Below are 19,584 nucleotides of genomic sequence, written 5' to 3'. Positions count from 1 at the left end.
ATAGGAAGGTAGTCTTTGGCGCGTCTGTTGAAAGCCAAACCATCGATAGCTGAATTGTGGTGGGCGAGTTTATCCCCTCTGGCTGTTAATGGTATAGTACAGGAGACCCCAGCGTTTATCCGGGACGATGAGCGTTGATGAACGAAACGTTATATGATCTGTACCTTGAAGGAGGATCTTCACTGATGACGGAGGAGCAATCCTATACCACCGAAGAAATATCCAAGCTACTCAAAATATCCAAACTAACGGTCTACGATCTGATTAAAAAGGGAGACCTCGTCGCTTATCGCGTCGGCAAACAAATGCGTGTTGACGCCACCGATCTGGAGGCTTATAAACAGCGCTCCAAGCAGCTTCAATCGCCAACGCACCGGGCCGCTGTGGATTCAGTTCCCCCTTCTGAGTCTTATTCCGGGACGGGAAGTGATCCGACCAATCATACCGTTCATTCCGCTGCAAGTGCTACTCCTCTATCCAGAGGGACATTCGCAGCTTCAAGCTCCATGACGAGCAACCCATCGACAGCGCATTCGGCCCGTCATCTGGTCATTACAGGACAGGATGTCAGCCTCGATATTCTCATGCGATATATGGAAAAGCACACACGGGATATTCGTCCACTGCGTTCGTTCATGGGCAGTCTCGACGGCTTGATCTCCATGTACCGCGGGGAATCCGATCTGGTCAGTACCCATCTGCTGGATGGAGATACAGGAGAATATAATCTGCCCTACATTCGCAAAATCCTGATTGGCTGGTCATATGTAGTCGTGAATCTCCTAACACGGCCTGCCGGTTTGTATGTGCAACGAGGTAACCCGCGGGGCTTGCAGAACTGGACAGATCTGAAGCAGCCTGAGCTGCGATTGGCTAACCGGGAGAAAGGTTCGGGTGCACGTGTATTACTGGATGAACAATTGCGTCTGCATGGTATCCCTGCTTCCCAGCTGATTGGGTATGACGTGGAAGAAACCAGTCACATGGGTGTAGCTGCCAAGGTCAGTTCCAGTGAAGCCGATGTAGGAATCGGCAGCGAAAAGGCCGCACGACTTGTCGGTCAGGTTGATTTTATTCCACTTGTCCAGGAACGTTATGATCTGGTCATGCTGAAGAAACAAGGGAACGAAGCGTGGATCGAATCGGTACTGCGCATTCTGCAATCACCGGAATTCAGGCAGGAACTGCAATCATTTGAAGGATATGATGTATCCCGAACGGGTGAAATTTTGTACGAAGTCTAGCGCAATGGCACCTGAATTGCTCATGGGATCGCTAAAAAAACAGAAGAACCGCCGCTGAAGCTCTGACGGTGGTTCTTCTGTTTTCTCTTCATATTGTAAAGTGATATAAAATGAAATGAATTCCTTTGCCCTCACACTATCGTTATCTCGACTTGTCATATACGATACGAGCTACGGCATCATGTTGATGAATGGACTCTTCATTTTTGCAGTCTACCTTAAATTTATTTACCCAGTGCTTCTCATACAGATCTGCCGCCACCAGCCGTACGATATCTTCCACAAATCGCGGGTTCTCATATGCACGTTCCGTGACCCGTTTCTCATCAGTCCTTTTGAGTATGGGGTAAAGACAGCTACTTGCATTGGATTCGGCCACATTCAGCAGCTCTTCCTTCCAATAGCCCGGCAGCGCTTCTCCCGGGTTGGCTTGTACCTGGATACGCAATAACCCCCGCTGGTTGTGCGCGCTATATTCGCTGATCTCCTTCGAACATGGGCATAACGTCGTGACCTGTATATGTAAACCTGTTCTCAGAACAGGGGATTTCCCAGCTTCCCAGATGACATGAACCGTAGCCAAAGAATGATTTAGTCCAGACAAACCGGTTACGGGGGCGGTTCGTTCGTAGAACCAGGGATAGGTCACTTTCAGCTCTGCCTTCGCCTGATTCATCTGTTCAGCCATCTGTTGCGTCAGCGCAATCAGATCCGGAATCCGGTCACTTAACCCTTCTCCGCGACTGTGCTGAAGCTGCTCCATCAAGCGGCTCATGTTAATGCCTTTCGATTCGCGATCCAGCGAAGTCGTCAGCCGGAACGTTCCGATGCTGGACAATCGAACGGGATCTTTGGCCGAAATGACATCCAGAGGATACTTCACCTGATCAATACCAACTTGTTGCAGCTCAAATAGAAAATCATTTTTGCTATTCTGCAAATCTTGCATCTCTTCTTTCCGTACAGGCTTATCTCCCTGTATCGGATCAACGGAGCCGAATAACCGCAAGCGCTCAGCTTTATCCGGCATGATAAAAGAATCGTTCACTACTCGGCTAATCCTGTTATTCTGTTGTACCTTTTGCATTACAAACCCTCCCTCCAGCACATACTTGCGTTAAAAACCGTGCCTTCAGCGCCAGAACAGACCCGCTTCGTCCCGCTCAACCTGCTCCAGCAGATCTTCAAAATCAGGACAAGGCTTGATAACGTCTACCACATTCCAGCTACTGTGTTCGTCTTTGGCATATACTTTCCACTTATTCTCTTCCCAGTAAAATCGGGCAATATGCAGTTTGTCCCACTGATATCGTTCTTCAGCGGGCCTTTCCTCGGTCAAAATCAGTTCATTGTCATTCATCTCATACGTTAATTTCACCATGGTGCGCAGTGGTGCCGGGACCTTCTCATGGATATAACCGTTCATCACCGATTGAATTCTCCGAATGGTAAACGAGTCCAGCATGGAGATCACACCCTTTCATCAACATCGTTATGCAATCCAGTTCCATAGCCATGCCATTACAAATGCACTGCCCAGTGACGTTACGAGCTGTTTGCCTGCCAGTTGCATGGCAAAGACTGCTCCCAACTCCTTGCGAATGGTCCACATCGTTACCAGACATGCCGTTAACGTCGAAGCCAGGTACACAAGAATAAACAGCTGCCCGCCGCTCAAGTCTTCAACGAAGGAACCCTGATCCTGATTCAGCACCAACAACCCGTCTTTTCGCAAAATGGAAAACAGAATGCCGCCTGCGGCATCGCCCGGCAGATGAAAGATCGCAAGTGCCGGCGTCAACGCGCCAGTCAGGGCAGACAATACCCTCGTCTGCTCCAGCAACGTAGCCACCACACAAATACCGATGAAAATAGGCATCGCCTGCACGAGAAACTGCTTCATGACAGACCGAACGCGCCAGCTAACAGAGCGCCATGATGGCTTTTGCAGAAATGTACGATTGGCATGTAACGGGAGCGTGTCATCCAGTCGATTTCGATTCCACAGACGTGTATGAATTGCGCCCGCAAGTACCAGTACAAGCATATAAGGAAAGAACAGCCACGGCTTGCCGCCGGAACTGAATAGGGATAGAGAAGCTCCTATCTGGTAGCTGCAAGCAGAACCGAAGGAAATCATTGAAACACAGGCCTTTCGTGTACAGGAGCTGCAGGTACGGCTCTGGAACACAGCCACGACATTGCACCCAAAACCACTGAGGACCGGAATCAGATCCTTGCCGTTCATGCCGATTTTGCGCATCCACCCATCCAGCGAGTCGGTAATCCGATCTTTCAGTCCGCTCTCCTCCGTCGCCGCCACACTGAACCCAATCAGGAATACGACCGGAAATGCCCATATAAACGAATACAAGCCCAGACTAATTATGCCGTAATCTCCAAGCATTATCGCCTGCAGCGGGTTCCATAATCCCGCAGTCATGCGATGGAGCGGTTCAAGAATCCAGGCATCTGCGAGCGGTTGTATCCAGCCGGAGAACAGATAGGCCACATACACCGGAGCAGCAAATAATACTACCAATGCAGCCAAAGCCACAAAACGTCCCCAAACCGTATGCTCAAACATCGTTGTCTGCGGTTCGATCACAGAGGATTCAGGAGGTGATGCAAGCTCCGGTTGCCTCTTCATGGGTCTGGCGGCAACAATCGCCCGGCATATCAGGTCTTGGGCGTTTCCGTGCATTTCCCTTGTATTGATCGGCAGAACGGAAATGCCCAGACCTTTGCGGTAATAGTTAACCTGAGCCGATAATCCGGGACCACATTTGTCGGCAAACGTAAGCACCAATACAGCATTTTTGCCTGTGACATCCAGCATACCGAGCAGTAAAGGCAGTTCCTGCACCACATCCGTGCCGCGGATGACCAAGATTACTGTGTCACCGGCTGCGAGCTGTTTTAACGTCAGCATGGTCGTTACGCTATCATCCTTCATCCGGATTCCAGGTGTATCGAGCAATTCAAGCTGGTGCTCAAGCAACTCCGCTCTGCGGATTGTTACCGTGGAGCCCCGTACATTGGATTCCTCACCCGTATCTCTGCCCGTAAGTCCCCGAAACAGAGCCGATTTGCCCGCGGATTCGAAGCCAACCAGCACCACTTTACGAAGTTCTTCGGGTTGCTCCACAACCGAATTCAGCATGTGCAGTCTTCACCGCAGCAGGACAGATCATCAAGAAACATGCCTTCTTTGCGATAGGTTTCCAGCGGAGCCAGATCCAACCCAAGACTCTCACCTATGGCCTGGGCCACAACCGCAAAGCGCTGTCTGAATTTATAAATGAAGCAAAATTGGAGTTGACCATGCATGACCTGTGGTCCAGTAATAAACAGTCCGGGGGCAATCGTCGATTCATCCGCCGCTCCCAATTGCAGCTGACCTTCCTTGTTGCGCTCGACGAGATTTTCAATCAGATGCAAACTGCTGCGGAACCCGGTCGCCAGAATAGGAGCCTGACCCGTCTTAAGCAAGTGGGACTCTCCGGAATCGTTCTCGCAATAGAGAACATAACCGCCCGGTTCATCCGGTTCAATCCACTTGACCTCATAACCTTGCATCATGTGTATTCGCATATCCATCATCGCCGCGCGCAGGCGATCCTTCGTATAGGGGCTTAGTTCCACACTTGGATCACTGCTGCCCTTGGCGAGTCCTCTTCCGTTTCGGTCGATTACCGTTACGTTTTTCCCCAGTTTACTCAGGTGAATAGCTGCATCCACACCGCTCTCATAGCCACCAACGATGACACATTCTTCTCCTTGAACCGCCGTCCAGCTGGAAAATAAACTGCTGTGCACACCATACTCAGCCCCAGGAAACAAGTCCAGTCTCGGATATTGAAATTCACCTGCTGCCCAGATGACATAGCGTGTCCGCAGTTGTCCATTGGATGTCACGGCCCTGAAGCCTTTCTCCTCCGGAATAACCTCCGAAACATCTACTCCCGTTTGCACAGGCAATTTCTTGAACTGGCTCACCACCTGCAAATACTTCGCATACTCCAACCCTGTCGGGTGTTCTGTTCCCAGTGTGTACGCTGGAGACGTATTCAAAGCCACGGCGTTCAGATCCATCATGCCATAGGCATTGCTTGTGAACGAAGGGGTGATCAGACGCATTTCCTCCGGCCACGCCAGAAAAGTTGCCCCCACCTCACTGCGTTCCAGCACGGTAATACGTGGCATTCCCAAATCCTGCAGGACAGAGGCCATGCCGATCCCTGCTGGCCCCCCTCCAACAATTACACAATCATAATCAAATGGATCATGCATGTGTCTTACCAGCTTGACTTCGTGACGCCCGGAATTTGCCCTTGATGAGCCAGCTCACGGAACACAATTCGCGATACCTTGAACTTGCGCAAATATCCTCTCGGACGGCCTGTCAGTTCACAGCGATTTTTCAATCGTGTCGGGGAAGCATTGCGCGGCAGTTTCTGCAGCGCTTCATAATCCCCTTTTTCTTTCAGTTCCCGGCGCAGCTCCGCATATTTGGCTACGGTTGCCTGACGTTGTTTTTCACGCACCACTTTTGATTTTTTGGCCATGGTTTACAGCTCCTTTATGAATTTATTTTTTATACGACTTCAACTGGCCAAGGCAGAGGATTGTCAAAATGCCCCCAATCGGCCTGCATTTCTTCATCACTGAGCAGACATTGGTCAAGTTCGTCTTCAATGATGGCGCGCTCCATTTCAATCCCGATCATGACCAGCTCGGTTTGACGGTCTCCCCACTGCGCATCCCACTTCTCCAGTACATGTGGCTCCGTACGCAAAATTTCTTCCTTGTCCGCTTCCGGTAATGCCGCAACCCAATGTCCGGCAGGGCCAAACTGAATCGACGATCCCGCCTGACTCAGACTTGCAGCCACATCTCCTTCAGCCGCGAGCCAGACCAGCCCTTTGGCACGCACCACTTCTTCCGGCCAGTAGCTCATGAATTCAGCCAGACGAGAAGGATGAAATGGTTTCCGACGACGATACACGAAGGAACCAATACCGTATTCCTCGGTCTCCGGTGTATGTGATTCCTTCTCCAGTTCCTGAATCCACCCGGCGGACATGCTTGCTTTCTCGAAGTTGAAGAGACCTGTATTCAAAATTTCAGACGGGTTGACTTGGCCGTTTACAGTCCGAATGATTTTGGCGTTAGGCTGAAGCTTGCGGATGACACCTTCAAGCTTGTTCAGCTCCACGTCATCGACCAGATCACATTTGTTCAGCAACAGAACATCACAAGTCTCTATCTGATCAATTAGCAGGTCCACAACATCGCGGGTATCTTCCTCACCTGTGGCCTGGTTCCGATCCAGCAGGCTCTGCCCTGAGGCAAAATCATGCCAGAATCGATGGGCATCCACGACAGTTACCAGACAATCCAGCTTCGCCAGACTTGTCAGATCAATACCTGACTCCTCGTCGGCATATGTAAAGGTCTGCGCTACCGGAACAGGTTCACTAATGCCTGTGGATTCAATCAGGATATAATCAAACCTGCCTTCGTTCACCAGCTTCTCAATCTCCTGCATCAGATCATCCCGCAAGGTGCAGCAGATGCAGCCATTGGACAGCTCCACCAGCTTTTCTTCGGTACGCGACAATGTCGCCTCACCCTTCACCAAAGCGGCGTCGATGTTCACCTCACTCATGTCATTAACGATGACGGCGACCTTGAGCCCCTGCCGATTGTGCAGTACGTGATTAAGAACGGTTGTTTTACCTGAACCGAGGTAACCGCTAAGAACAGTTACCGGAACCTGCTTTTGTGTCATGTCTATCTACTCCTTATGGTTGTGGTCAATAAGCTTTCGACCTTAATAGTAATTATTACGATTAACAACAATGACTATAATCCTGTTGAACGATGTTGTCAAATCATTTTTGTTTTTCTCGTGCGATCACAGACACATCTGTGACTGGTTTTCTTCGTTCATAGGCAAAAGCAATCATGACCGCCCCTAGAATAGCACAAATCATGTACATAAACGAATAGGAGGATAGATCAGCGAGCGGTCCCATCAACACACCGCCCAGAGATACGCCCAGATCTGCTGTTGCAATAAATAAACCGATTAACACATTTCGATTCAACTGCGGCAGCACAAAGGATAAATAGGTGGTTAACGTTGGATAGAGAATGGATTGAGCGATACCCATCAAAATGGCCCCCACATACAAAAGGACAGCTCCTCCTGTGATTGCCCAGCTTACACATAGTGCGGCTACTGCCAACAGCAGCATCGTTCCCATGATAAAAGGTGCATGCCCTCTGCCATCGGAGGGGATTTTTTTACGTAACAACATCCGGGCGAGCACAACGGTTCCTGCCTGAAGCATCAGATAGACACCCGCATTGCCGCTTGGCAATTGACTGGCGTACAGTGGAATAAAGGTCGTAATGGCACCAAACACAACGGAAGCACTTAGCATCAGTACACTGCATCTAAACAAGAATGGATTTTTCACCAACTGACGAAAGGATTGAAACATGCTTACGTTCTGCTCCGATGAATTTTCAGCAGGATGCTGCTCTTGACTCTTGTCCATCTTGGCGGTATACCCAAAGACACCTGTACAGATGGCAATAATGATGAGCACAACCGTAAAATAATCCATGCCGCCTGTCTGCCAGATCCCTAGCGCCAAGACAGGTCCCACAATGCCGGGAATATAACTGAACAACGAATAATAGGAAATGCCCTGGGAACGGTCTTTCTCCGGTAGGGCATCAATAATGCCAATCTGCAGCGCCATGGAAAAGAAAGCAGTTGATACCCCCTGTAAAATACGAGCAACCAGATAACCTCCAAGCCCTGTAAACGTGTATAAAATAAGGGCAAAACCATTAATAATCAGAATAAAACGAAGTACTTTGATCGGTCCGCGCTTTTGAATGATATGACCTGCCCATGGCCTGAAAAACATGGTCGTGAACATATAGGCACCCATAATCAGCCCGATGGTTGTACTGCTCGCCCCCAAGGATTCACCCTGTAAAGGAATAATGACATTAAGAATTGCATTTGCACTAAAATACAGAAGAACCAGGATGTACAAACGCAGAAACGGCCATGACATCGCTCCACTCATCCCTGGTCCTCCCCCTGGAACGTAATTAAATAGGTTAATAACCTCCTGGCATAATCGGACTGAACATCCTTCAGCTGCTCAATAGGCACCATTTCCTCAATCTGACCGTCCCTGAAAATAATAACTCTGTCGCAAATATAGGCTGCCGCCTGAATATCATGCGTAATGAACACATAGCTCATCTGATAGAACTGCTTTAATTCTTTTAACAATCGCAGCACCTGAATCTGCACAGACACGTCCAGAGAACTGATCGCTTCATCGAATACAATGCATCGGGGTTCAGTAGATATAGCTCTCGCAATACATACTCTCTGAGCCTCTCCACCGGATAATTCATGCGGATATTTGAGCCTGTAGGACGAGTCTAATCCCACTTGATGCAACAACGTATCCACCTTGATTTGCATATCTGCTTCCACTTTTTTTTGAGCCTTCAAAGGCTCCATAATGGCTTCCTCCACCGTGAGAAATGGATTAATGGAGGACGTATAATTTTGAAATACGGCACTGATGCTGCCCCTTCTCACGCGGCGATCATTCACGTTTTTCCCCTCCAATAAAATACGCCCGCGATCAGGCTTCTCGATACCCAGGATCAGACGGCCCAATGTCGACTTGCCACTTCCACTTTCACCGATGATGCCCAGACATTCGCCATGCTGACATTCAAATGCAACTCTTTTCAACACCTGCTGCCTTTGTTTGGAGAACAATCCGCCTTGTTTATAGGACTTTTCTATCCCATCCACCTTGAGCATCTGTATCCCCTCCCTGCATCAATTTCCTGAAATGATTGCTCAGCTCCAACCGGGTGGAAACCAAATATTGAGTATAGGCATGCTTCGGCTTCTTAAAAACAGACCGAATAGGCCCACTTTCGACAATGGCACCGTCTTTCATGACCATCACTTCATCTGCAATCTTCTGGACTACACCGAGGTCATGGGATATAAAAAGCATGGAACAACCCATTCGCTCGCGTAGTCGAATCAATTGTTCAACCACCTCATATTGAGAGATCGTATCCAATGCTGTTGTAGGTTCATCCGCAATGATCAGATCCGGCTCCAGCACAAGTGCCAATGCAATCATAATGCGCTGCAACATGCCACCGGATAGCTGATGTGGATATTGATTCAGGATTTCCTGCGGATTTTTTAACCTGACGCTTTCCATGGCGCTTATGATCTTCCGTTCGCTCTCTTTGTTATTCCAGTCGAAATGCGTCTTTAGCGTTTCCCGGATATGGACGCCGATCACACAAGAAGGGTCAAATGCGCTCATGCCATTTTGCAGAATCATGCACAAGTTTTTGCCTCTTCTTTGTCTCATCTCTTGTTCAGAAAGCTGGTTCACGTCCTCGCCTTTGAAGAGAATCGTTCCGGATTGGCGAATCCAGGGTTTATTCAAACGCATAATGGACCTGCATGTGACGGACTTGCCACTTCCGCTTTCTCCAACAATGGCCAGACAGCTTCCTTGTTTGACCTGAAATGAACTGTTATGAATAATGACCTTGTCCGTATTGGCATCCCAGATCTTCAAATGTTTAACCTCTACTATATTCATAAATGGCTTTTCCCACCTCTTTTTTATGAAGCCTGCCTTGGGAAGTCATTAATTTGGGGTCCAAAGCGACCTGAAGCGCATCCGATAAAAAATTAAAGGCCGATACGACAAGCACAATGGCTAGTCCAGGTGCCAGCATTAACTCCGGTCTCGAGAACATGACTTCCCTTGTCTCATTCAACATCATCCCCCATTCGGCATGAGGGGCCTGGATTCCCAAACCCAGAAAAGAAAGTCCCGAGATCTGCAGCATCATCGAACACATGGAACCACTGGCAATCACCGCAATATCGGCAAATGTAACCGGAACAATATGCTTGGTTATAATTCTAAAGCTACCGATGCCAGAGGCTTTGGCGAATTTCACATACTCCATCTCGGAGAACTGCATTACAGATGTTCGAATGACGCGGGCAAACCATGCCCATTTCATGACCACAAACGCAATCAGAATATGTTCAAGTCCCGCACCCAAAATGCCGACCATTGCCAGGGTCATGACGTATCCCGGGAAAGACAGCATGACATCACAAAGTCTCATGATCCAGGCATCTGTCTTCCCCTTAAAGTACCCTGCGATAAATCCGACGACAGCTCCGACCAGAACAGATATCAGTAAGGCAACCAAAACCCATAGCACGCTGGGACGAATTCCATAAATGAGTCTGGATAACACACATCTGCCCAAATGATCATTTCCTAACCAATAACTCCAGGAGGAAGTAGCATATCGAAGTTTCATATTCACTTCCTCCGGGTCATGGGGTGCACACAACGGGGCAAATATGCCCATAGCAACAATGATCACAATGACAGCCAGCGATGTCATCGCAAGTTTGTCTTTGCCCAAATTTCTTAATAGTCGCATTAGAGATCCTTTCTTAATCGGGGATTCATCGCCGCATTGATCACATCAGAAATCGTATTAAACATCACAAAGGTTACGGCCAAAATAAGAACATACGCCTGAATGATCGGGAAATCCCGATTGAGAATGGAACGCACGCTTAATCTTCCGAGTCCCGGCCAGGCAAACACATTTTCAATCACGACGGTACTGCCCAGTACGATGGGAATCGCCATGCAAAATATGGATACCGCCACTTGCAGCGAATTACGCAAAATATGCAGGGTCACCTTCCGCTCACTTAAGCCACTCGCCCTTCCATAGAGCACGTAATCCTCATTCATGTTGCTTAACATGGAACTCCGGACCGTCCTAAAATAAATGCCTGTATAACTCACCGTGATCACAATCACTGGCAGAATATAACTCTTCAACGAATCCATTCCGCTCGTAGGCAGCAAGTCCAGCTTGACGGACAAGTACCAGATCAGGATGGCTGCGAGCCAGTAGGATGGCATAGCTGTCAGGATAAACGATAGGCCTCTGACTGATTTATCGACGACTTTCCCTTCTCTCATGGCACAGATCACACCCAGAAGAATGGAGAATCCAATAATGAACACCGATGATACCAGCGTTAATTTTAATGTGTTCAGGAATGCTGGACCAACCAAGGACCACACCGGTTCACCGGATACATACGAGCTGCCAAAATCAAACTGCATACAGGCAATCAACCAATTCACATACTGAATGATGAATGGTCTATCGAACCCCAATGCTTCATTCGTTTGGGCGATTAATTCATCCGTGATCTGAGGAACCTCCTGTGCCTGTAATACAACTACGGCGGGATCCAGGGGCGAAAGGTTAATGAGAACAAACGTTATCAATGAAATGACGAACAGCAGAGGTATGGCGAGTAATATCCGTTTGACTATATAACTTCCCATATCCATCCCCGCTCTATTTAAATTTCATTTGCTCAAATGGCAATTCATATTGAGTCTGTTTGAATGTGATTCCGTCCAGATTTTTGGGAGCCACGACAGTAACCCGCCCATTGGTAATCGGAATAAACACCGCTTCATCATGAACCATTTTCATAATATCGGCGTACAGGGATTGGCGGGATGCCTCATCTGTAGAGACCATGACTTCATCAATTTTCTTATATAGTTCATCCGCCTGGGCTATGCCGCTTGTTGTGTGTTTATAGGCGGAATCGGAAGTAAACGCAGAGATAGTGCTCTGTGGGTCGTACGCCAGTCCCCAGGTTTGATTGAACAGCAGATCATATTCCCCGATTGCCCTTCTGTTTGCGATGGAAGTGGATTCCTCACCGACTATCTCCAGCTGAATGCCCAATCCTTTTAAAGCATGCTGGATCAATTCAGCTTGTGTTTTTTGCGAGGATGAATTGCTGTCATAATACAATGTCATGGCTAGTTGCTGGCCGTTCTTTGCCCTCACAGCCTTGCCGTCTGTTAATGTCCATCCTGCCTTCTCCAAAAGCTCTTTTGCAGTCTCCGGGCTATACTCCCGCTTCTTCAATTCAACATCCGCATAGTTCACATTGGACGAGAATAAGGTGTCCGCTACGGTCTGAGTTCCGTTAAAAATGTCATTGCTGATCGTTTCCCGATCAATGGCAGTCCATATCGCTTCACGAACAGCCGTTTCGTGGACAGGGTTATCCACTTTGCTGCTATTGGCTACGATCATACTCGTATTCATCGCTTCACTTCGGACCACTTGAAAATCACCCGATTCAGCCAACTGATTCATGGCTTCAACATCAATGCTGTCCGCACCCCGATCATCGGTGAATATAAAGTTGATCTCGCCCTTCTTTAATGCCAGTAATGTCGTTTCCCCTGCCGGGAGAACCTTGGACGTGATTTTTTGGATCTTAGGTGCGCCGCCCCAGTATTCTTCATTGGCTTCAAATGTCGCATTCTCATCGATTTTATGACCTGTCAGCTTATACGGCCCTGTGCCGTGATAGCCGCTTACCCCGTCCTTTGTGCCACCATTCGTAAAATCCTTGGGTGATATAAATACGTATGGTCTGGTCATGGACAGTTCCACCAGAGCTGGATAATAGGGATCGGAAAGTACCAGTTCAAATGTGTATTCATCTATGACTGTTGTACTTACGATTTTGGTGGATAGCTTAATCCAGGCATGTTTTTCGGCAATCGCCTGAACCGCATCGATATTTTGCTTGACCGCCTCGGCGTTAAACGGTTCACCATCATGGAATTTCACATCCTGTCGCAAATGGAACGTGTACGTTTTCCCGTCTTCGGCAATATCCCATGATTCTGCCAGTAATGGCTTGATTCCAACGACCGTGTTTTCGACCAAGGATTCGTAAACCATCCCTTGTGCGGGCATGGAACCGGTGTATAAATGAGGATTCATATCATTAATATCCTTCGCGGATGCATAGATGAGGTCAGACTTGACCTCGCTAGTTGCTGACTCCGTTGTTGTCCCCCCATCCTGCCCACATCCTGCGAGCACGGTAATGACAGACAATAACAGCAACATTAAACCCAAAACACTACCCTTTTTCACAACATTTCCTCCTGATAATTAAAAAGATACAAACAAGTAAACCAATGACTTTACACTAGACTACTGCGCGATTAGAACAACCCTCCGCACGCTGTTATCCCCTAGAGAAGATATAATTAAACCTTGCTATTCGCCAGCCCTGTGCAGATCATCCGAATATCTTCATTGAAGGTTTGAACGACAAATGCATCGGATAGATCCTGATCCGGGTGAGTGCGAGCGACTTCTTGAATCTTCGCCTCATAAGTTTCAATAAACAAATCGATGGTTGGGCAGCTTACCTGCAAATGTCTCGCAATGCCCTGAATGATTTTGATGCGATAATAATCCTCCTTGGGCATTCTGGGAATGTCCAACGCTCCATCCTGATTGACAAACATCTTCCTGAAGGGTACAGCCGAAAAGTCAAAATACTTGCCCTGCGGGTTGGGCTCCGAAAAGGGGTCAATCAACAACGAGGTGTACCGTATGTATAATAAGTACTCTTGATGAATGTCCTGCAAATGATTGAAATTCTCTATATCGTGGCGTGATAAACTCTCCAATCGTACCGGATAATTATCATCCGTCATGAATTGAAGTAGATTGACACCCTGGATACGGAGCCTATCCGTGATCGTCATCATTTCGTTCCACAGTGTCCGTATGTCCCGAATCAAATATTGGGTTACAGGACCTTCGGGGTAGATTTTATATACATATTTCCGAGTGTCTGACGCTCCAAAGATAGCATCCAATGAAAAGTCATTCATGAATAATGGCGGGTGCACATATAAAGAAATATTTCTCGTTTCCGCCTCGAGTGCAGATGGCATAACTTCCAGCGCAATGCCCAATTGCTCGTACATCCTACAAAGTCCGTCCACATGTTCAGAAGGAGATGAAGTAGAACCGATATAGACCTTTTTCTTGACTCCAGTTGTAATGACATGGTTGGACGGTTGGTCAGTCATCCATCGGGTATCCCCCAAATAGGTAGAGAAACTGATCACTTCCGTATCCGCATGCAGCTGCTTCATATAATGGCTTACCAGCATGTTGGAGCCAAAGGTTGGAGAGACCAAAATAATGTATTTCACTTGTTTGATGAAGTTATTCTTCATTTGCTTCAATACATCGACATAAGCATCCGTTGTCACAGCGACAATGAGCGTATCCCATTCGCCTTCAATGGTCTCGTATCCCTTAAACACCTGATCGACGAAGCATTCACCTGCCAACGGTCGATGCTTTTCATTTTGAATGCTTGCTCCAATGAATCCGTCACTTTGCCGAACTGCTTCATAAAAAGATTCTGAGCGCACCGATTCTCTTCCCGCTATGCCTACGGTGCAATTGAATTGCTTTTTGAGCGATACTGCCAGCTGAATGGATGCAGGGCCTGTTCCAAGCAACAGCACTCGTTGAAATCCGCTCATATGGACCTCTCTTTCCCAAGCTCTAGCGAGCTATGCTTTTTGGTATAATGCAATATCAAACACATCATCCGGACGCAGAATATTGTCGACCATTTTCCACTTGCTGCTGTTGGTCTCTCTCATCGGATAGTTAAACAACGACTTTAACTGGTTACCGTACCTCATCGCCACCACCACATCTGCATTCGTCAATGCGTGCAATTGATCGAGCAGATCATACTTATTCGCAACCGTGGAACTGAAAATGATATGTGTTGCTTTTCTCGTAAAAGCAAGGTCCTGCACCAATGTTTGCTCCAAACGGATGTTCAAGCCCGCACCCAGCTTCTCCACAACCTGCTGCCCGAGTGTAATAGCTTCTGCATCAATATCGATGCCAACCACCTCTGCCCCTGTTCGCTTGGCAATAAACAAAGGCGTCATGGGAAATGACCCGGAGCCTACCAGCAGCACTTTGGAGTCCGAGGTGACATGAAAGCCGCCAAACTCTTTTTCAATACATTCTTCTATGTTTCTGAAATAATCCGCGATTTCCACATCTCCGTCTTGCAGCTTCAATGCCCGATATTTCTCCATGACCGCCACACACCGTGCAGATTTATCTCGCAGATCATGGACAAGCTGGTGCATGCTACCTGATTCCTCTTGAGCGAGTTGTTTCCAGATTTGTTCATTTTGCTTGTCCGTTATAAACGTGGAATAGTCATCAATTAAAGCCTCCAGCTCTGAGCTATGCTGAACTGTATGATCATATCTACCTGCCAGCTCATCGAATTTCTCAGAAAATTCACTCAAGCTTGTTTGAAAATCAATCAATGTCTCCATTCCTCTTCCTCCTATATCTCGTCATGGTCATGCATCTATAAATGCTTTGCCCTGGGCCACGATTCCAACCGATCCTTCGATCGTAATTCGTTTAACCTCTGCTCCATTCCACTCAGCCATCACTTTAATCGCACCACCAGGCTGCTTGATATGCTGAACGATTTCCTTTTGCCTGCTCCATGCCAGATAGGCTCCCACCGAGGCTGTACCTGAACCGCACCCTCTTTCCCAGATCAGACTATCCAGCTGTGGGACAAATATGAGCGGTGCCAGCTCCTCCGATTGGGATTTGTATAATAAAATGCCAATCAGCTTATCTCCCAAGGTTAAGCCTAATAATCGCGCCAGCGCTTGAGCCCTCTTTCTCATCGTTTCATCAAACGCTTCCACTTCGATGACGATATGGATGAACTCCCGATACCGCACGATCACCATATCCATATCGATTCCCTCATATTTGATGGTTCGTTGTTCAATCTGCTCAGGCAAGGGCATCGTGACTTGGCAAAAATATTCATTCTGCTGCTGCTTCACCTGACATCTGATTAATTGATCTGTCCCGGAAACCTCCAAGACGATTTCTCTGAAATCGGTGGATATAAACTCGTTCTCGGATGCGATATACGCAGCCAAGGCCATGCACGCATTCCCGCAGAACTCCCCACCGGCCATTTCCAAATGGGCAGCGGCCTCCCGTTTTATCGCTCCGCCAATGAACCCCACTTGTTCTGCATATACGTTGTCATAGGACATAATTTGGGCGGCGATGTGTGGATATGTCTCTGCTGGATGAATCGTCTTCACCAGAACCGTCATATTTTGTGTGGGATTAAACTTGATAAAATCAATCTCCTGTTTCATCGCAGCCGCTACTCCTATTCTTGTGATGGAATTAAGCCTGAACTCACTTAGCTATAATTATTTAATAGTAATAATTACGATTAAAGGTCGAGAAAAATATAGCACATCCCACTTGGGAGCGTCAACAAATATTTCCATATCAAATGAGGATATTTTGACTGTAATTTTATGCGCAAACGGGAACAGAGCTGACGTATTTGCGTCAAACCTATTTAGCCCAACTTTTGCAATTAGAGATACATCAGCCACGATTAAAAGGCATAACGGATGCCAGCAAAGCTTTTGCATACTCATTCTTGGCATCCGAGAGACTATTCCGTTCAAGCTCCTCCACGATCGTTCCCCGATACAGAAAAAGTACCCGATCACACAGATTCGCCACGGCCTGAAGATCATGTGCAACAAAGAGATAGGTCATGTTCATTTCATGCTGAAGAGAACGAAGCAATTCCAGAATCTGAGCCTGAACGGAAACATCCAATGAACTGAGCACTTCATCCAGAACAGTGGTATCCCCCAGTGCAACCAACGGTTCAGCTGAACCACAACTACTAAATTAAAAATACGGAAACAACAAAAACCGGTCACCTGATTGAGGTCACCGTTTTTTGCGTCCATTCGCTATTGTATTAGCATATTATCTTATTAATTATTCATTATTCGCGCATTTACATAGCAGTTATCGCTTATTCTCCATTTAACTGCAATTTTTGCAGTGACTCTTCAGCTAGCGCTGCCAGAAGATGTGCGCCAAGCGGCAGTGCCCGTTCGTCCACATCGAATGCAGGATGATGCCATTCGTGCGGACCTGACGTTCCGAGGAAGAGGAACAGACCCGGAACCTCCTTTTGGTAAAAGGAAAAATCTTCCCCAGCCGGGGAGGGTATCGGTCGGATACTATTCAGTCCAACCTCGCTCACGACCTGCTCAGCCGCAGCAGCCAATGAAGCATCATTGACGACGGCAGGTGGTCCCTGAATCCAGCGCACGGTAGCCCGTGTCCCATAGGCTGCTGCGACACCGGAAACTACCTGATTGAAACGCTCGCGAATCCGGGCACGCACCTTCTCGTCAAAGGTACGCACGGTGCCGTCCAATATGGCTTCTTCGGGAATGACGTTCCAGGCGGTGCCGCTATTAATTTTGGTCACACTGATCACGGCGCTCTCCTGTGCTCCGACATTACGACTCACGATAGCCTGTAATGCAGTCACAATATGAGAGGCAACCACAATCGGATCAATGCCCGCTTCCGGCACTGCCGCATGGGTTCCGACACCCTCCACTTTAACCACAAAACCATCTGCCGCTGCAAGCAGCGCCCCTTCACGGATACCTACCGTACCGACCTGCAGATCCGGCTTGTTATGCAACCCAAAAATAGACTGAACTTCGGATAGCGCTCCGCTCTGAATAACCTGCCGTGCCCCCGTCGCCTTCTCCTCCGAAGGCTGGAAAATCAAACGAACCTTGCCCGGCAGCCGGGACTCTCGCTGTTTCAACAATCGTGCAGCACCGATCAGAATGGCGGTGTGTGCATCATGACCGCAGGCGTGCATTCGGCCAGCGATTTGCGAGGCATACTCCAGCTTCGTTTCTTCCTGGATCGGCAGGGCATCAATATCTGCGCGTAAGGCCACTACCGGGCCATTGCCCTGCCCAATTTCAGCGATAAGGCCTGTTCGCAGCGAATATTCATCTGCAATCCGTACCCCTTCCTCCACCAACCAGCCTCGAATGGCTTCTGTCGTTTCCCGTTCCTCTCCGGATAGCTCGGGGTTACGATGCAAATGTCGCCGAATCGCGGTTAAGTGCTCTGCGAATCCTTCATCCTGCCCAACGTAAATTTCATGCTTGCGGCTCTGTTCTTCTTGCTCTGCCTGTTGCTCAGGCTGTTTCAGATCACTGCTCACGATATTGCCTCCTTTTATCATCGTATGTGCCATGTAAGATGGATTAATATAATACACGGGTCACTTCACTTCAACAGGTATGCTCTATACCATGTATGTGCCTAACCGATCACAGCTTGCGCAGGTGTCGACTCATTCGCAAATTCGCCCAGCCCCTGTTCATCCAGCGCCTCCCGCAATAATTCAAATGAACGAATGCGCTTGGCAAAATCACGTGTGGCTGTAGTAACTATCAGTTCATCCACGGCAAAATCCTGCTGGAACTTCGCCAGAGCCGAACCAACCGTTTCCTTCGTACCTCTCGTCACACTCGGCTCCAGAATTTCAATCCGATACTTCTCGTTTGACTGCCGTCCGAATTCTTCCGCCTGCTCAACGGAACCAACCGTCAATACCTTGCCATTCTCCAGATGGATCTTGACCAGCATATGTTCACTTGCCAGTCCTTCGGCTTCTTCCGCACTCTCCGCAACAATCAATGATATGGCGAGGATGGCATATGGCTCCCGTCCATGTGAGCGGTCGAATTGTTCCCTGTAAGTTCGCAGAGCCTCCAGAGCAACCTCCGTGTTGCTATTAATAAACAATGAAAATACATAAGGCAATCCCAGTTCTGCCGCCATGCCTGCACTATCGATACTTGCCCCAAGCACGTAGAGCTCGGCCGGGATTTCAGATACCGGCGCAGCGCTCAAGCCGGCCAAAGGATGTGTTTCGTCTTCATGCGGTTCATTATGAATGAACTGCTTCACCTGATTGATTTTCTCTTTCAGTGAAGCGGCCTCCTGAATCCCTTGCTGTAGTGCCTGCGTGGAGCGAGGCAATCCTCCCGGTGCACGTCCAATACCCAGATCAATTCTCCCCGGGCCAAGCGCAGAAAGCACATTGAAGTTCTCGGCCACTTTGTAAGGACTATAATGTTGCAGCATCACCCCGCCAGAACCGAGACGAATCCGCTCCGTATGCGCCAGCAAGTGGGAAATGAGTACCTCGGGTGAGGAGCCCGCAACATGACCTGAATCATGATGTTCCGATACCCAGAAACGATGAAATCCAAGCTGTTCAGCCCGCTGTACCAATTCAATCGTATGCCGAAAAGCATCAATCGGCGTCTCCCCTTCATAGATCGGGGTTTGATCCAATATGCCAACACGAATACCCATCATATTCTCCTCCTTCGATCATGCCGAACCTGACGTTTTAAATCCG

Annotated in this window: 19 protein-coding genes; 1 reads left to right on the top strand and 18 read right to left on the bottom strand. The window is 48.2% G+C overall.

The genetic code is table 11. From position 1 onward, the window contains the following. The first annotated feature begins 185 nt into the window (after nucleotides 1-185). Nucleotides 186-1,244, top strand: coding sequence for a substrate-binding domain-containing protein (locus tag gpAD87_RS00965; RefSeq protein WP_064640692.1), 1,059 nt, complete (start codon nucleotides 186-188; stop codon nucleotides 1,242-1,244). Nucleotides 1,245-1,386: 142 nt separating this feature from the next. Here the strand turns inward: gpAD87_RS00965 and folE2 are convergent, their stop codons facing one another. The 18 genes from folE2 to gpAD87_RS00875 all read right to left on the bottom strand — a co-directional run bounded on the left by folE2 (nucleotide 1,387) and on the right by gpAD87_RS00875 (nucleotide 19,538). Beyond that, nucleotides 1,387-2,331, bottom strand: a complete 945-nt coding sequence (gene folE2 / locus gpAD87_RS00960; protein ID WP_082934960.1) for a GTP cyclohydrolase FolE2 — start codon at nucleotides 2,329-2,331, stop codon at nucleotides 1,387-1,389. Nucleotides 2,332-2,376: 45 nt separating this feature from the next. Next, nucleotides 2,377-2,709 carry a DUF3024 domain-containing protein gene (locus tag gpAD87_RS00955; RefSeq protein ID WP_064635766.1) on the bottom strand — a complete coding sequence of 111 codons (333 nt, stop codon included), beginning with the start codon at nucleotides 2,707-2,709 and terminating at the stop codon, nucleotides 2,377-2,379. Nucleotides 2,710-2,736: 27 nt separating this feature from the next. Continuing rightward, complete coding sequence (locus gpAD87_RS00950; protein WP_064635765.1) at nucleotides 2,737-4,407, bottom strand: nucleoside recognition domain-containing protein; 1,671 nt, start codon at nucleotides 4,405-4,407, stop codon at nucleotides 2,737-2,739. After that, a complete protein-coding gene (locus gpAD87_RS00945; protein WP_064635764.1) occupies nucleotides 4,401-5,537 on the bottom strand; it encodes an NAD(P)/FAD-dependent oxidoreductase in 1,137 nt (378 codons plus the stop codon). Before gpAD87_RS00945 ends, gpAD87_RS00950 begins: the two co-directional genes overlap by 7 nt. 5 nt (nucleotides 5,538-5,542) lie before the next feature. Further along, nucleotides 5,543-5,812, bottom strand: a complete 270-nt coding sequence (gene rpsN, locus gpAD87_RS00940) for a 30S ribosomal protein S14 (protein WP_063566651.1) — start codon at nucleotides 5,810-5,812, stop codon at nucleotides 5,543-5,545. Nucleotides 5,813-5,841: 29 nt separating this feature from the next. Beyond that, nucleotides 5,842-7,038: a GTP-binding protein gene (locus tag gpAD87_RS00935; RefSeq protein WP_064635763.1), complete on the bottom strand. Its 1,197-nt coding sequence runs from the start codon at nucleotides 7,036-7,038 to the stop codon at nucleotides 5,842-5,844. A 103-nt stretch (nucleotides 7,039-7,141) separates the two neighbouring features. Continuing rightward, complete coding sequence (gene cntE, locus gpAD87_RS00930; RefSeq protein WP_064635762.1) at nucleotides 7,142-8,356, bottom strand: staphylopine family metallophore export MFS transporter CntE; 1,215 nt, start codon at nucleotides 8,354-8,356, stop codon at nucleotides 7,142-7,144. Then, the gene (locus gpAD87_RS00925; RefSeq protein ID WP_064635761.1) at nucleotides 8,353-9,117 is read right to left on the bottom strand and encodes an ABC transporter ATP-binding protein; all 765 of its coding nucleotides are present in this window, start codon (nucleotides 9,115-9,117) and stop codon (nucleotides 8,353-8,355) included. The genes cntE and gpAD87_RS00925 overlap by 4 nt, the downstream gene beginning before the upstream one ends. Then, nucleotides 9,083-9,928 (bottom strand): staphylopine uptake ABC transporter ATP-binding protein CntD, encoded by an 846-nt coding sequence (gene cntD / locus gpAD87_RS00920; protein ID WP_064635760.1) that lies wholly within the window; start codon nucleotides 9,926-9,928, stop codon nucleotides 9,083-9,085. Before cntD ends, gpAD87_RS00925 begins: the two co-directional genes overlap by 35 nt. Further along, on the bottom strand, nucleotides 9,909-10,796 hold the full coding sequence (gene cntC, locus gpAD87_RS00915; protein ID WP_064635759.1) for a staphylopine uptake ABC transporter permease subunit CntC: 888 nt from the start codon (nucleotides 10,794-10,796) through the stop codon (nucleotides 9,909-9,911). Before cntC ends, cntD begins: the two co-directional genes overlap by 20 nt. After that, nucleotides 10,796-11,728: a nickel/cobalt ABC transporter permease gene (gene opp1B, locus gpAD87_RS00910; protein ID WP_064635758.1), complete on the bottom strand. Its 933-nt coding sequence runs from the start codon at nucleotides 11,726-11,728 to the stop codon at nucleotides 10,796-10,798. Before opp1B ends, cntC begins: the two co-directional genes overlap by 1 nt. 13 nt (nucleotides 11,729-11,741) lie before the next feature. Further along, nucleotides 11,742-13,331 (bottom strand): staphylopine-dependent metal ABC transporter substrate-binding lipoprotein, encoded by a 1,590-nt coding sequence (cntA, locus tag gpAD87_RS00905; RefSeq protein WP_064640690.1) that lies wholly within the window; start codon nucleotides 13,329-13,331, stop codon nucleotides 11,742-11,744. Between the two features lie 143 nt (nucleotides 13,332-13,474). After that, nucleotides 13,475-14,776: an opine metallophore biosynthesis dehydrogenase gene (locus gpAD87_RS00900; protein WP_064635757.1), complete on the bottom strand. Its 1,302-nt coding sequence runs from the start codon at nucleotides 14,774-14,776 to the stop codon at nucleotides 13,475-13,477. 30 nt (nucleotides 14,777-14,806) lie between these two features. After that, nucleotides 14,807-15,601, bottom strand: coding sequence for a nicotianamine synthase family protein (locus gpAD87_RS00895; protein WP_064635756.1), 795 nt, complete (start codon nucleotides 15,599-15,601; stop codon nucleotides 14,807-14,809). A 27-nt stretch (nucleotides 15,602-15,628) separates the two neighbouring features. Then, the gene (locus gpAD87_RS00890; protein ID WP_064635755.1) at nucleotides 15,629-16,462 is read right to left on the bottom strand and encodes a hypothetical protein; all 834 of its coding nucleotides are present in this window, start codon (nucleotides 16,460-16,462) and stop codon (nucleotides 15,629-15,631) included. A 241-nt stretch (nucleotides 16,463-16,703) separates the two neighbouring features. Then, on the bottom strand, nucleotides 16,704-16,991 hold the full coding sequence (locus tag gpAD87_RS00885; protein WP_197521344.1) for a hypothetical protein: 288 nt from the start codon (nucleotides 16,989-16,991) through the stop codon (nucleotides 16,704-16,706). A 157-nt stretch (nucleotides 16,992-17,148) separates the two neighbouring features. Next, nucleotides 17,149-18,309, bottom strand: a complete 1,161-nt coding sequence (locus tag gpAD87_RS00880; protein ID WP_064640689.1) for an amidohydrolase — start codon at nucleotides 18,307-18,309, stop codon at nucleotides 17,149-17,151. Nucleotides 18,310-18,476: 167 nt separating this feature from the next. Continuing rightward, entirely contained in the window at nucleotides 18,477-19,538 is a 1,062-nt protein-coding gene (locus gpAD87_RS00875; RefSeq protein WP_064635754.1) for an LLM class flavin-dependent oxidoreductase, read from the bottom strand. Between the last annotated feature and the right edge of the window lie 46 nt (nucleotides 19,539-19,584).

The sequence above is a fragment of the Paenibacillus sp. AD87 genome, assembly GCF_001659845.1.
Taxonomy (GTDB): Bacteria; Bacillota; Bacilli; order Paenibacillales; family Paenibacillaceae; genus Paenibacillus; species Paenibacillus marchantiae.
The sequence above is the reverse complement of the archived record's forward strand: the minus strand, read 5'-3'. Positions and strand labels throughout refer to the sequence as shown.